Here is a 14052-nt window from a genome sequence, read left to right as displayed (position 1 = left end):
CCTCCAAATGTTCTTTGCTTATTTCACCATGCCCATGTCTTTGATGGGCCATACCACTACGCTTGTAATGCCTACCACCTCTTCAAGGGGCACTGTGCCGATATGACGGCTGTCTTTGCTGTATCTGCGGTTATCGCCCATTACGAAAATTTCTCCGTCGGGAACCGTCTCTTGATCGATGATCTCGTCCAACGTGAAATCATCCGTCAAGAGACCTTCTTCGAGACGGGCCCTGCTATCTTCCAAATACGGTTCTTCATATGCTTTCCCGTTAATATACAGGGTATCATCTTTGTATTCGATTTTATCTCCAGGCAGACCGATCACGCGCTTGATATAGTCTTTGCGCTCTGGTGCATGGAAGACCACGATGTCAAACCGATCAGGGGTGCCGAACTTGCTGACGATCATGCGATCTCCATTATGGAGTGTCGGAGTCATCGAAAGGCCGTCCACTACGATGGGCGCGAACAGGAAATACCTGATTACCACTACCAGTATCAACGCAATGCCCAAGGCTTTCGCCCATTCCCGCCACTCACTATTCTCCTTTTCCACATTCCCACCGCCTTATGTATGGATACCATCTTTTGTTTATTCTACTAGAAAACCACCCCGTTCTCATTAAAAAAGAGAGGTTTAGTTCCAAATACACAGAAAGCCGGCCTCAGGAACGGGCTCAACGGTCCATCCAACGCCAGTAAGACCAAAAAAACCCTAAAGAAAAGGAGCTTGTCTCCAAGCTCCTTCTTCTTCGTTCATTATCGAATTTCTTTAATCCGAGCCTTTTTACCACGTAGGTTACGCAAGTAGTAAAGTTTCGCACGACGGACTTTACCGCGACGAATGACTTCTAGTTTAGCGATTTTTGGTGTGTGTACAGGGAATGTACGTTCAACACCTACACCGTAAGAAATTTTACGAACTGTGAATGTTTCGCTGATACCGCCACCGCGGCGTTTGATTACGACACCTTCATAAACCTGGACACGTTCACGAGTACCCTCCACGATGTTAACGTGTACGCGTACTGTATCACCAGGGCGGAAAGATGGTAGATCAGAGCGAAGTTGTTCTTTCGTAATATCTTCGATTAATTTGTGCATCTTATTCAACTCCTTCCAACAGATGCTCTTACAAAAGCGATGTATTGCAGCGGAACATCGGGATCAGTGGTCAAGCTTTCGCTCAAGCCACAAAGAATATAATAGCATAAACCATTGGGCGTTGCAATAGGTCACTTCGACTTTTTCAGCTCTTCCACCATGGCTGCCTGCTTTTCGGTGAGAGGGTAGTCTTCAAGAAGATCCGGACGCCTCTCAAGGGTCCTTCGGAAGCTCTCCTTCTCCCTCCATTCTTCAATCAGCTTATGATTACCGGATAACAGCGGCTGCGGGACTACCATTCCCCTGAAGTCAGAAGGCCTCGTATAATGGGGGTGCTCAAGGAGACCTGACGAGAAGGAATCGAGCACAGGTGAATCTTCATTCCCGAGTACTCCCGGGATCAGCCTCACTACCGAATCGATCACCACCATGGCCCCCAGCTCTCCACCGGTCAGTACATAATCGCCGATGGAAATTTCATCCGTCACGACATGCTCCCTGATGCGCTCATCATACCCTTCATAGTGACCACAGATAAAGATGAGATGCTCTTCCTGCGCAAGCTCCTCGGCCTTTGCCTGGGTATATCGCTCACCCTGAGGACACATGAGGATCACACGCGGCTTCGAATCCCCCTTCAGGGAATCGACGGCATCGAATACAGGCTGTGGCTTGAGGACCATTCCTGCTCCACCACCGTATGGATAATCATCCACCTGCTTATGCTTGTTGTCCGAGAATTCGCGGAAATTGACGACCTGATAGTTCACGGCTTCCTTTTCAGCGGCTTTCTTCAGGATTGATTCACCGAATACCCCTTCAAACATGGAAGGGAATAGGGACAGCACATCGATTTTCATCATGACAGAAGCCCTTCCATCGGTTCAATGATGATTTCCTTTTGAGAAATATCGACTTTTTTCACAATGTCCTCGATATAAGGGATGAGATGCTCTTTACCACGGGGAGCTTTGACCACCCAGACATCATTTGCTCCGGGGCTGAGGATCTCCTTCACGACACCGAGCTCATCTCCTGACGTGGTCCTGACCACGCATCCGATGATTTCATGAAAATAGAACTCTCCTTCATCGAGGTCTTGGAGCTGACTTTCATCGACTTTCAGGATCCCCTGCTTGAATCCCTCCACCTCATTGATGTCACTATAGCCTTCAAACATCAACAAATCGAAATTTTTGTGCCTGCGGTAAGAAGCGATCGTCAGTGGCTTCGGCTCTCTTCCTTCGATGAAAAGGGTCAGCACATTTCCTTTTTGGTACCGCTCTTCAGGAAAATCGGTCATGGAGAGGACTTTCAGTTCCCCTTTTATCCCGTGAGTATTTACAATCTTGCCGACATTGAACCATTTTTCCATATCCATTCACCTCTTGCATTTAGCGTATTTCTTTAATAATCCCATCTTCGATGATGATCGTCCTTGAGATTTCGTCATTCCAATTGTCACCCACCTGCACCCTCGATATACCCTGAACTTCCTTCTCTTTCAGTTCACTTCCGAGGGGCAGAAGGTCCAGCTGATCAAGCTGGAAATCCAGCAGCTTGATCTTCTCGGCACGCTCATCCAGTTCTTTATCGAAATGCTGTCTGAGCTTTTCCGACGGATATTTCTTGGCCCGTTCGATCTTCTTCATCTCGAACCTCAGCTGATCGCATTCCTTCGCTAGTTGCGCTGCCTGTTCTTGATAGCGCGTCACGAGACGCCCCTTGCTTGTTTCAGTCAGGATTTGTTTAACCGTCACCTTATGTATGATATCCAATCGGCCACTCCTCCTCCTTGATTCCGCCGCATCACCAAGAACACCGGCGAATGATAAAAAAAGGACTGACAAAGTAGGGGCAAGCTTTCACTCCTTGGCTGGTCAGTCCTTTGTTCCCCGGAAGCGGGACCCGGTCATCACCGGGTCATTCCACAATCTCCAGGAAGATTTTCTTCTGTTGTGAAGATCCTGCTGCAGCGTATACCACAGTTCGAATCGATTTTGCTACGCGCCCTTGCTTGCCGATGACTTTACCCATATCTTCCGGATGCACCGAAAGCTTGTATGTCATTCCATTGGGTCCTTCCTCCATCTCGATCGAGACAGCGTCAGGATGGTCGACCAGGGGTTTCACAATCGTCAGAATAAGATCTTTCATCAAATCAGTCGATTACTTGCTGTTTTTGGCATTGTGGAATTTCTCCATGATGCCTTGTTTTGAGAATAGGTTACGAACTGTATCAGATGGTTTCGCACCATTTGAAAGCCATTTAAGAGCCAATTCTTCGTCGATTTTCACTTCAGCTGGTTGAACAACCGGGTTGTATGTTCCAACTGTTTCGATTTGACGACCATCACGTGGTGAACGTGAATCTGCAACTACGATACGATAGAAAGGAGATTTTTTTGCTCCCATACGTTTTAATCTGATTTTAACTGCCATTATTAAAGCACCTCCGAATAGTTTCACACAAGATAGTATGATATCAAAAACCTAATTTGTTTGTAAAGGGTTTTTTCTTAACAGTTCTTTTTTTCTTCAAAAAAAGTGCTAAGATCGGTTACATGAACGGGAATTTCATTCCCTTTTTCTTGCCTTTCCCCTGCATACCGCTCATTTGTTTCATCATTTTTTTCATATCTTCAAATTGCTTCAGCAAACGATTGACCTCCTGGATGGATGTCCCGCTTCCTTTCGCAATCCGTTTGCGCCTGCTCGCATTGATAATTTCAGGATTGGTTTTTTCTTTCTTGCTCATGGACTGGATGATTGCTTCCACATGGACGATCTGTTTGTCATCCACCTGAAGCTTATCGAGCCCCTTCATCTTGTTGGCGCCGGGCATCATCTTCAGGAGTTCATCCAACGGCCCCATCTGCTTCACCTGTCCGAGCTGTTCGAGGAAATCATCGAACGTAAAGGACATGGTGCGCATCTTTTGCTCCAGTTCCTTCGCCTTCTCTTCATCGACGTTGGCCTGTGCCTTCTCGATCAGGGAGAGGACGTCACCCATTCCGAGGATCCTTGATGCCATTCGCTCAGGATGGAACGCCTCGAGGGCATCCATCTTCTCACCCATACCGACGAATTTAATCGGCTTTTCTGTGACGGAACGAATGGAAAGGGCCGCTCCACCACGGGTATCCCCATCCAGCTTCGTCAGGACGACCCCGCTGATGCCAAGGGCTTCATTGAAGCTTTCGGCTACGTTGACGGCATCCTGACCGGTCATGGCATCGACAACGAGGAAGATTTCATCCGGGTTTGACAGCTCTTTGATATCCTTGAGCTCCCCCATGAGGTTTTCATCGATGTGAAGACGGCCGGCCGTATCGATCAGCACATAATCATGGTGTTCTTCTTTCGCCTTTTCGATTGCCTGTCTGGCAATTTCGACGGGGCTGACCTGATCTCCCAGTGAGAATACCGGCAGATCAAGCTGTTTACCGACGGTTTCGAGCTGCTTGATGGCAGCCGGACGGTAAATATCAGCCGCGACAAGAAGAGGTTTTCGATTGTGTTTCTTACGAAGCAGGTTCGCAAGCTTCCCGGTGGTCGTCGTCTTACCGGCACCCTGTAGTCCCACCATCATGATGACGGTCGGAGGGCGTTTGGAGACAGCAATCTGACTCTGCTCGCCGCCCATCAGTTCGGTCAGTTCTTCCTTGACCACCTTGATGACCTGCTGGCCCGGTGTCAGACTCTTCATGACTTCCTGCCCGACGGCTCGTTCGCTTACTTTTTTGACAAATTGCTTGACCACTTTAAAGTTAACGTCTGCTTCCAAAAGGGCGAGACGGACCTCACGCATCATTTCTTTAACATCCGCTTCGGAGATCTTCCCCTTACCGCGGATTTTCTGTATTGTGCCTTGCAGTCGGTCGGCTAATCCTTCAAATGCCATTCATGCCGCCTCCTAATCCAAAATTTCAAGGTCGTCAATCAGTTTTAAACAGTCCGCAGAGTCGATATCCGACTCTTCAAGGCTTTTTCTCAACCGATTCAGGATGAGATTCCGCTCTTGGAACTTGTTGAATAATAAAAGTTTCTCTTCATACTCTTCCAGCATGGCCTCAGTCCGCTTGATATTATCATAGACCGCCTGACGGCTTACGCTGTACTCCTCGGCAATCTCTCCGAGGGAGAAATCATCGAGATAGTAAAGGGACATATAACTCCGTTGCTTGGGAGTCAGTAGTGACTGGTAGAAATCGTAGAGATAGTTCATCCTGGTCGTTTTCTCCAGCATGTTCATCCCTCCTTGTTAAGTGAAAAACCTTTACATATGAAGAATACAGATTTCAAGCGACTTTGTCAAGGTTGCCCCATGAAAAACTTTCGCTTTTACGGATAAAAAAGTCCGGTCGAAACATCAACCGGACTTTCCTTTATTCTTCATTGTTGTCCACTTCATTTGAAAACAGGCCATATACATATTTTTCGGCATCGAACGGCTGCAGATCGTCCATCTGTTCACCGAGGCCGACAAATTTCACCGGAATATCAAGTTCGTTCCGGATCGCAAGGACAATCCCGCCCTTGGCTGTCCCGTCGAGCTTCGTGAGGACGATCCCCGACACATCAGTGGCTTCTTTGAACGTTTTGGCCTGTACCATGGCATTCTGACCCGTCGTCGCATCCAATACGAGCAGGACCTCATGCGGGGCTCCCGGAACTTCACGTTCGATGACGCGTTTGACCTTCTCTAGTTCCTTCATCAGGTTGACCTTATTCTGAAGCCGTCCCGCTGTATCGCAGATGAGGATGTCGGCCTTCCTTGCCTTAGCCGATTGCACAGCGTCATACATGACAGCTGCAGGGTCACTTCCCGCCCCCTGTTTGATGACAGGTACACCGACACGCTCACCCCACACTTCAAGCTGCTCGATAGCCCCGGCCCTGAAGGTATCCCCTGCTGCAAGGATGACATTCTTCCCTTCGCTCTTGAGCATATGGGCCATCTTGCCGATCGTCGTCGTTTTCCCTACACCGTTTACTCCGACGAACAAGAGAACAGTCAGTTCGCCTTCCTGGATACTCAGATCACTTGATACCTCTGCATCACCCTGATAGATATCAACCAATTTTTCAGAAATGACGGATTGGACTTCTACGGGATCAGAAATATTCCTTCTTTTGACCTCCAGCTTCAGTTCATCGATGAGCTCCATGACCGTATCAAACCCGACGTCCGCGCCGATGAGGATCTCTTCCAGTTCTTCAAAGAACTCCTCATCGATCTTACGGTATCTCGCGACCAGGTCATTCACCTTCGAAGTGAAGTTACTGCGGGTTTTGCTCAGCCCGTCTTTAAACTTTCCCGTCACACTGTCGCTTGATTGTGTGAATTTGTCTTTCAGCTTTTTAAAGAAACTCACGTTCCATCTACCCCATTCTTTAGATATTCATTTCGGCCTGCTTGGCGCGGCCTTTACGCCTCCAATAGCTCCTGGGTTTCCTGGAGCCTCACGGAGACAAGTTTTGAAACCCCGGACTCCTGCATGGTCACGCCATACAATACATGGGCTTCCTCCATTGTCCCTTTGCGGTGGGTGATGACGATGAACTGTGTATCATCACTGAACTTGCGCAGGTACTGGCTGAAACGCTGCACATTTGCTTCATCGAGGGCTGCCTCCACTTCATCCAGGATGCAGAATGGCACCGGTCTTACCTTCAGGATGGAGAACAGCAGGGCGATGGCCGTAAGCGCCCGTTCACCACCCGACATCAGTCCGAGGTTCTGAAGTTTTTTGCCCGGCGGTTGGGCCACGATATCCACCCCGGTCCGAAGAAGATCTTTCGGGTCGGTCAGTTTCAGCTCTGCACGGCCTCCGCCGAACAACTCCCTGAATACTTCGCCGAATTGGGACTGGATCGACGCAAACGTTTCTCCGAAGCGTTTCACCATCTCTTCATCCATTTCATGGATCACCTGATAGAGGGTATCCTTTGCCTCGGTGAGATCATTTTTCTGATCCAGGAGGAATTCATACCTTTCCTTCACCCTGTCATACTCATCGATGGCCCCGAGATTGACGGTTCCCAGTTCTTCCAGGGCAAGCTTGATCAGCTTCACTTTTTTCCTCGCTTCATCGATGTCGACGGTCAGTGGGTAATGCTCCTTGGCTGCCTCGAATGACAGCATATACTCTGTACGCAGGTGCTCCAAACGATTCTCAAGCTCTACATCGAGACGGTTGATCTTGACTTCCTCATCCTTCAGGGCATTCAAGAGGCCTTTGTGCCTGCGCTTCAGCTCTGACAATTTCACATCTTCCTCTTCTGCCTGTTGCTGAAGACGCGATCGCTCATCCCTTCGTGACGTGATGAGCTCAGACGTTTCCCGTTTTTGAGCGGCGCATTCTTTCGCCTTCACGGTCAAATCCTCTTCACCCGAGAAGTTGTCCTTCATTTGATGCTGAAGCCATTCGAGATCATCCAGGAGGGCTGACAGTCGTTTCTCAGACTCCACAACGGCTGAATCCACCCGTTCCAGACGGTCCACAACGCTTAGAAGCTGCTGATTCTTGCCCGCGAGATGGGCTTTCAGATCGCTTATGGCATTTGTAAGAACATCCTTGGATGACCGGTCACTGTTTTTTTGACGCGTCAATTCTTCAATTTTCCCATCAAGCGCCGTAATGTCCTCTCCGATTTTGACCAGGAGTGATTCTAGTTCTTCTCTCCGTGCGTGATGGCGCTCTTCCATGGAACTGAAATCACGCTTTTCCATATCGTAGAGTGACAATCTCTCATCGAGATTTTTCGTGCTCAGTTCGTTCTCGCGGAGCCTGGATTGAAGATCCTGTTCCTGCAGTCGCAGTTTTTCTCCCTTGACACGGAGTTCTTCAAGCTTTTTCGACCTGTATGCTGTCTCTTCCTTCAGATCCTTGACGGACTGCTGAAGTGTACGGGTCTGCTCTTCCATACTCTCGAGCTTCACCTTCATTTCTTCCAGCTCGGTTTTCCGTGATAGAAGCGAGTTTTTCTTTTGCTTGACCATTCCGCCCGTCATGGATCCCCCAGGATTGACAACATCTCCTTCAAGGGTCACCAGCCGGTAGCGATACTGGATGAGCTTTGCTATTTCATTGGCACCCTTGAGGTCCTCGGTGATGATGACATGCCCGAGGAGATTGGAGACGATCCTTTCGAAGCGCGCATCATACTGGACGAGATCACTCCCGATGCCCACAAACGAAGGGTGGCCTTTCAGCATGGAGAGCTGTGCCGCCTGCAGGGATTTCCCCTTGATGATATTCATGGGAAGGAAGGTGGCCCTGCCGTACTGGTTCTGCTTGAGATAGGCGATGGCTTTGCGCCCGTCCTGCTCGGTTCCGACGACGATATGCTGCATGGATGCACTGAGGGCCGTTTCCATGGCTGCCTCATATTTCTTCGGCACGGAAATGAGCTCTGCAACGGCTCCTTCGATTCCGGCCAGAACCCCGTCTCTTGCCTTCAAGACTTCTTTGACTCCTTGGAAGAAACCACTGTAGTCATCTTCCATTTCCTCGAGCATTTCCTTTCGGGATTTGGCCTGTTGAAGGTACTGATAGGCTTGATAGAGCGTTTTTTCCTGTTTCTCATATTTCGCTTGGGCTGATTCAAGATTCCGCTTCTCGTCCCGGTACGACTGGATATGCTGATCCATATCGATTTGACGGCTCTCAAGTTCTGCTTTCAGCTTTTCATGATCGCGATAAAGCTCTTCACGCTGGGTGATGTATTTTTCGTTTTCCGCTTCGAGTCTCCCGCTTCGTCCCGATTGTTGCGTGAGCTGCTGCTCGATGTACTGGATCTCGTTTTTGGCGGATGCCTGTTGATTCAATTTTTCAATGTAGTCACTTTTGTGGGATTCGATCACGTCTTCAATATTTTCACTGAAAAGGGAGAGCTGATTCTGCTTCTCCTTTAGTGCCGACCTTGATTCGTCGACTTCCACCTGAAGCCCGGTCCGTTCTGTTTCGAGACGCTCTTTCTCCTGTTTCATTTCACGGATTTGATCTTCAAGCTCCACGATGGACTGTTTGAGCTGTGTTTCGTTCGTGGAAGAGTTCTTTTTCCGCTCTACGAGGACCTGCTTCCTGCCTTCCAGCTTTTCAAGTTCCTCGCTTGTGGACAGAAGCACCTCCTGAAGTCCGGTGATCGATTCATCCAGAGCAGAGATTTTATCCCTTGTCTCAGACAGTTCCGCTTCCTTCCCTTGGATGACAGCCGACAGGTCGCCTTCTTCACTTCCATGCCTCTCGAATTCTTCACTCAGGGATTCCCACTGCTTATGTAGATCTTCAATGTCATAGACCGTTAAGGACACTTCGAATGTTTCGAGCTCTTCCTTTTTCTCCAAAAAGTCCTTCGCCATGGAGGCCTGGATCTTAAGGGGTTCTACCTGCCCTTCGAGTTCATGGAGGATATCGTTGACACGATTTAGGTTTTCCTGTGTTTCAAACAGTTTATTCTCGGCTTTTTTCTTCCGGGTTTTATACTTCAGGACCCCGGCCGCTTCCTCAAAGATCGTCCGGCGCTCTTCAGGCTTACTGTTCAGGATTTCCTCGACCTTCCCCTGGCTGATGATGGAGAACGCTTCCTTCCCGAGTCCGGAATCCATGAATAGTTCAATGATATCCTTCAGTCTGCATGGCTGCCTGTTCAGCAGGTATTCACTGTCCCCCGACCGGTATACGCGCCTTGTGACACTCACTTCACTGTAATCGATCGGAAGGGTCCCATCTTCATTGTCAAGTACCAGGGTGACTTCTGCTATATTGAGAGACTTCCTGGAGTCACTGCCTCCGAAGATGACATCTTCCATTTTCGAGCCCCTCAGGCTCTTGGCCGACTGCTCCCCGAGAACCCATCTGACTGCATCGATGATATTGCTTTTACCGCTTCCGTTGGGTCCGACTACCGCCGTCACCCCTGGCACGAATTCCACAGAAATCTTTTCTGCGAATGATTTAAACCCCATCACTTCTAGTTGTTTGAGGAACATCTTCTTTCCCCCTATTTCACATCAAGCTTTTGTTTTAACTTTTCGAGCGCTTTCTGGGCGGCCTTCTGTTCTGCTTCTTTCTTAGACCGGCCTTTGCCGACCCCGAGCTCCTCGCCGTTCAAGCATACCCGTGAAATGAACTCACGGTTATGGGCAGGACCGCTCTCATCAAGGATGCTGTACATGATCGTACCCGCACTCCCCCTCTGTACGAGCTCCTGCAGTTGACTTTTGTAATCCATCACATGAGAAAAAGCACCGGCATTGATCTTCGGATAAACCACCTTTTCAAGAATCGAGACAACCGTGTCGAGCCCCTGATCGAGGTAAAGTGCCCCGATGAAGGCTTCGAATACATCTGCCAGGAGGGCGGGACGTTCCCTTCCCCCGGTCATTTCTTCCCCTTTACCAAGGAGGATCAATTCCCCAAAGTTCATTTCCCTGGAGAACTTCACTAGGGACGGTTCGCATACGATCGCTGCCCTGAGCTTAGTCAGTTCCCCTTCACTCATCATGGGATACTTTTTGAAAAGGAATTGTGATACGGTCAATTCCAGTACCGCATCCCCAAGGAACTCGAGGCGTTCGTTGTCTTCATAAGGCTTCCGGCGATGCTCATTCACATAAGATGAATGAGTGAACGCTTGCTTTAATAATTTTTCATCTGAGAAATGGATTTGGAGTTCATCCTGAAAGGCTTTGAACTTTCCATCATATTTGTTTGCTAATCCTTTATTTCTGCTTTGTTTGCGCATGAGGCACTCCACCTTGCTATAAATGTTCTCACTATATACTAATCAAGTTTATGCTAAAAAAAACATTTTCGCAAAAGTTAATTTCACGGGGTTGCCGGACATAAAGAAACTTGGTAGAAAGTAGCTTCTACCAAGTCATTGTGTCTTGTACCAAAGATTTATGAAGTTCACATGAAAGCAAACCATCTTGGTCGACCCCAAAATTATGTGTTTGCTTTTATGTAGTTCACAGCATCACCGACTGTGCCGATTTTTTCAGCATCATCGTCAGAGATTTCCATGTCAAACTCATCCTCAAGCTCCATAACAAGCTCAACTACGTCAAGGGAGTCAGCTCCAAGATCTTCTTTGAAAGAAGCTTCAAGGTTCACTTGTGATTCGTCTACACCAAGACGATCAACGATGATCTTTGTTACGCGATCTAGTACTTCTGCCATTATTGTCACCTCCCCTCAAGGTATTATAGTGCATAACCTCCCCGATTGAAAAGGAGAATATCAATTTTTCCGCAATTACATCACCATTCCACCGTCAATATGAAGGGTTTGACCCGTCATATAGGCAGCAGCATCGGATGCGACAAAGGAGACGGTCTTGGCAATGTCCTTCGGTTCGCCGAATCTGCTCAAAGGAATTTGGGAAAGCATTCCTTCACGGATGTCTTCTGGCAGTTCGTCTGTCATATCCGTAGAGATAAAGCCTGGAGCGATGGCATTTACCGTAATGCCGCGCGGGGCAAGTTCACGGGCAGACGTTTTCGTAAGGCCGATCACACCGGACTTCGCTGCCACGTAGTTTGCCTGTCCGGCATTGCCGCTTACGCCCACGATGGATGAAATGTTGATGATCCGACCGCTGCGCTGCTTCATCATTTGACGGGTGACTGCCTTCGTGCAGAGGAACACGCCTTTCAGGTTGATGTTGATGACATCGTCCCATTCCTGTTCCTTCATGCGCATAAGCAGGTTGTCACGTGTTACCCCTGCGTTATTCACAAGGATATCAATGCGCCCGAAGCGTCCAACCGTCTCCTTTACCATCGCCTGTACCGCATCACTGTCCGACACGTTGCATTGATAGGCTACAGCATCCCTGCCAAGGGCTTTGATCTCATCTACAACAGCATGGGCCTTTGCTTCGCTTCCGGCATAGTTCACGACAACGTTACAGCCTTCACGCGCAAGCTCCATGGCGATTTCCCTGCCGATTCCCCGGGAAGCCCCGGTAACCAGTGCCACTTTACCTTCTAAGTTCATTGTGCTTCCTCCTTCAATGCTTCAATCGTCTGGATGCACGTTTCCTCATCCTGAACGGCATATGTCTTCACTCTTCTATTTACTTTCTTGATAAGCCCGGACAAAACTTTACCTGGGCCGACTTCGATGAAGGTGTCAACGCCGAGGTCCAGAAGCTTCTCGACTGTATCTTCCCAAAGGACAGGAGAGTATAATTGCTGAACAAGAAGGCCTTTGATTTCTTCACCGTTTGTCACCGGTTCAGCGGTCACATTGGCAATGACCGGAACGACCGCTTCATTGAATGTTTTACTGTCCAGCACACCTTTGTAATCTTCTGCAGCGGGTTTCATCAGGCGGGAATGGAAAGGACCGCTTACTTGAAGCGGGATCACCCGTTTCGCCCCTGCTTGCTTGGCTTTTTCCGAAGCGAGTTCCACTCCTTTGACCGTACCGGAAATCACGATCTGTCCCGGACAGTTCATATTGGCGAGATCCACGGCATGTCCTTCAGCCGACACCTCTTCTGTTACCTCTTGAAGGGCAGCGCGGTCCATGCCGAGTACTGCGGCCATCGTGCCCTCACCGCTCGGTACGGCTTCCTCCATGAGTTCACCGCGTTTCCTGACGGTCACCACGGCATCCTCGAATGAAATCGCACCTGCAGCCACGAGGGCTGAATATTCACCAAGGCTGTGTCCAGCGGTGAAATCAGGGCGGATGCCTGCAGATGTCAGGCGCTCCAAGATGGCCATGCTCGTTGTGAGGAGGGCCGGCTGGGCGTTGAATGTGGCAGTCAATGTATCCTGAGGTCCATCGAAGATGACAGAAGACAGATCGATGCCGAGAGCTTCGTCAGCCTTAGTGAAATACTCCTTTGATTCAGGATGGGCATCGGCTAATTGCTGCCCCATCCCTACTGTTTGTGATCCTTGCCCTGGAAAAACGAAGGCGATTTTACCCATGATTTTCTTCACTCCCTATTACAGCTTCTTTTATCGTTTGTGCTACCTGATGGCGCACCATTTCCCTCGCCTGTCTCATGGCGTTATAGAATGCGGTCTCATTCGAGGAACCATGTGCTTTGATGACAGGGGCTTTCAGACCGAAGAGTCCGGCTCCACCGTACTCTGAGTAATCCAGCATATTTTTCAGGCCTCTAAGATCGTTTTTGATCATACCTGCTGCAATCTTGTTCTTCATCGATGATGTCAGTGTCTCTTTAAGGAGGGAGAAGACCGACAGTGCTGTTCCTTCAATGGTCTTAAGGACCATATTCCCTGTGAATCCGTCTGTCACGACCACATCGGCGGGCCCGTTCAAAAGGTCGCGGGATTCAATATTCCCGACGAAATTCACCGGTGCCTCCTTGATGAGCTGGAAGGTTTTCTTCGTGAGTTCATTCCCTTTTTTATCTTCGGTGCCGATATTCAGGAGACCTACCCTCGGACTGTCGATCCCCCTGACCTTCTCTGCATAGATGCTCCCCATGATGGCATATTGAACGAGATGTTCAGGTTTTGCATCAACATTCGCCCCAAGGTCCAACATAAGGAATCCTTTCCCGTCAAGAGTCGGGAGTGTCGGTGCCAGCGCCGGTCTTTCTATGCCTTCGATCCTTCCGACGATAAAGAGCCCTGCTGTCATCAACGCTCCCGTATTACCTGCTGAGATACATGCATCGGCATCTCCATCCTTGACGGCTTGGGCCATCAGGACCATGGAGGCATTCTTTTTCCTTTTAACGGCACGGACCGGTTCATCCGTTCCCTCGATCACTTCATCTGTATGTATGATCGTCAAGCGGTCGCCTGGTGTGATCCATTCTTTGATTTGTGATTCATTCCCATATAATAAGACTTCGATATCATCGAATTCTTCCAGTGCACGTTTCACACCCAGTACGATTTCTTTAGGTGCATGATCTCCACCCATCGCATCAACGGCCAGTTTCATTC

The 14052-nt window shown here is 49.0% G+C and carries 16 protein-coding genes; all 16 read right to left on the bottom strand.

Annotation, left to right across the window (positions count from 1 at the left end; translation table 11 throughout):
- Positions 1 to 18: 18 nt before the first annotated feature.
- The gene (gene lepB, locus D5E69_RS10040; protein ID WP_048004071.1) at positions 19 to 558 is read right to left on the bottom strand and encodes a signal peptidase I; all 540 of its coding nucleotides are present in this window, start codon (positions 556 to 558) and stop codon (positions 19 to 21) included.
- Between the two features lie 203 nt (positions 559 to 761).
- Positions 762 to 1106: a 50S ribosomal protein L19 gene (rplS, locus tag D5E69_RS10035; RefSeq protein WP_048004072.1), complete on the bottom strand. Its 345-nt coding sequence runs from the start codon at positions 1104 to 1106 to the stop codon at positions 762 to 764.
- Positions 1107 to 1237: 131 nt separating this feature from the next.
- On the bottom strand, positions 1238 to 1966 hold the full coding sequence (trmD, locus tag D5E69_RS10030; RefSeq protein WP_187427088.1) for a tRNA (guanosine(37)-N1)-methyltransferase TrmD: 729 nt from the start codon (positions 1964 to 1966) through the stop codon (positions 1238 to 1240).
- Positions 1966 to 2481 (bottom strand): ribosome maturation factor RimM, encoded by a 516-nt coding sequence (rimM, locus tag D5E69_RS10025; RefSeq protein WP_048004074.1) that lies wholly within the window; start codon positions 2479 to 2481, stop codon positions 1966 to 1968. Before rimM ends, trmD begins: the two co-directional genes overlap by 1 nt.
- A 19-nt stretch (positions 2482 to 2500) precedes the next feature.
- A complete protein-coding gene (locus tag D5E69_RS10020) occupies positions 2501 to 2884 on the bottom strand; it encodes a YlqD family protein (RefSeq protein ID WP_048004075.1) in 384 nt (127 codons plus the stop codon).
- Between the two features lie 145 nt (positions 2885 to 3029).
- Positions 3030 to 3263 (bottom strand): KH domain-containing protein, encoded by a 234-nt coding sequence (locus D5E69_RS10015; RefSeq protein ID WP_048004522.1) that lies wholly within the window; start codon positions 3261 to 3263, stop codon positions 3030 to 3032.
- 12 nt (positions 3264 to 3275) lie between these two features.
- The gene (gene rpsP, locus D5E69_RS10010; RefSeq protein WP_048004076.1) at positions 3276 to 3548 is read right to left on the bottom strand and encodes a 30S ribosomal protein S16; all 273 of its coding nucleotides are present in this window, start codon (positions 3546 to 3548) and stop codon (positions 3276 to 3278) included.
- Positions 3549 to 3666: 118 nt separating this feature from the next.
- A complete protein-coding gene (gene ffh, locus D5E69_RS10005) occupies positions 3667 to 5010 on the bottom strand; it encodes a signal recognition particle protein (protein WP_048004077.1) in 1344 nt (447 codons plus the stop codon).
- 12 nt (positions 5011 to 5022) lie between these two features.
- A complete protein-coding gene (locus D5E69_RS10000) occupies positions 5023 to 5355 on the bottom strand; it encodes a putative DNA-binding protein (protein WP_048004078.1) in 333 nt (110 codons plus the stop codon).
- 139 nt (positions 5356 to 5494) lie between these two features.
- Positions 5495 to 6484 (bottom strand): signal recognition particle-docking protein FtsY, encoded by a 990-nt coding sequence (gene ftsY, locus D5E69_RS09995; RefSeq protein WP_048004079.1) that lies wholly within the window; start codon positions 6482 to 6484, stop codon positions 5495 to 5497.
- Between the two features lie 53 nt (positions 6485 to 6537).
- Entirely contained in the window at positions 6538 to 10104 is a 3567-nt protein-coding gene (gene smc, locus D5E69_RS09990; protein WP_048004080.1) for a chromosome segregation protein SMC, read from the bottom strand.
- A gap of 11 nt (positions 10105 to 10115) precedes the next feature.
- Positions 10116 to 10859 (bottom strand): ribonuclease III, encoded by a 744-nt coding sequence (gene rnc, locus D5E69_RS09985; RefSeq protein ID WP_048004081.1) that lies wholly within the window; start codon positions 10857 to 10859, stop codon positions 10116 to 10118.
- Positions 10860 to 11062: 203 nt separating this feature from the next.
- Complete coding sequence (gene acpP / locus D5E69_RS09980; protein ID WP_048004082.1) at positions 11063 to 11296, bottom strand: acyl carrier protein; 234 nt, start codon at positions 11294 to 11296, stop codon at positions 11063 to 11065.
- 75 nt (positions 11297 to 11371) lie between these two features.
- Positions 11372 to 12115, bottom strand: coding sequence for a 3-oxoacyl-[acyl-carrier-protein] reductase (gene fabG, locus D5E69_RS09975; protein ID WP_048004083.1), 744 nt, complete (start codon positions 12113 to 12115; stop codon positions 11372 to 11374).
- Entirely contained in the window at positions 12112 to 13059 is a 948-nt protein-coding gene (gene fabD / locus D5E69_RS09970; RefSeq protein ID WP_063191206.1) for an ACP S-malonyltransferase, read from the bottom strand. The genes fabG and fabD overlap by 4 nt, the downstream gene beginning before the upstream one ends.
- A complete protein-coding gene (plsX, locus tag D5E69_RS09965; protein ID WP_048004085.1) occupies positions 13052 to 14050 on the bottom strand; it encodes a phosphate acyltransferase PlsX in 999 nt (332 codons plus the stop codon). Before plsX ends, fabD begins: the two co-directional genes overlap by 8 nt.
- Between the last annotated feature and the right edge of the window lie 2 nt (positions 14051 to 14052).

Origin of the sequence: Rossellomorea marisflavi (assembly GCF_009806575.1) — a bacterium.
GTDB lineage: Bacteria > Bacillota > Bacilli > Bacillales > Bacillaceae_B > Rossellomorea > Rossellomorea marisflavi_A.
Note: the sequence above shows the minus strand (reverse complement) of the source record. Positions and strands in the feature narration are given on the sequence as shown.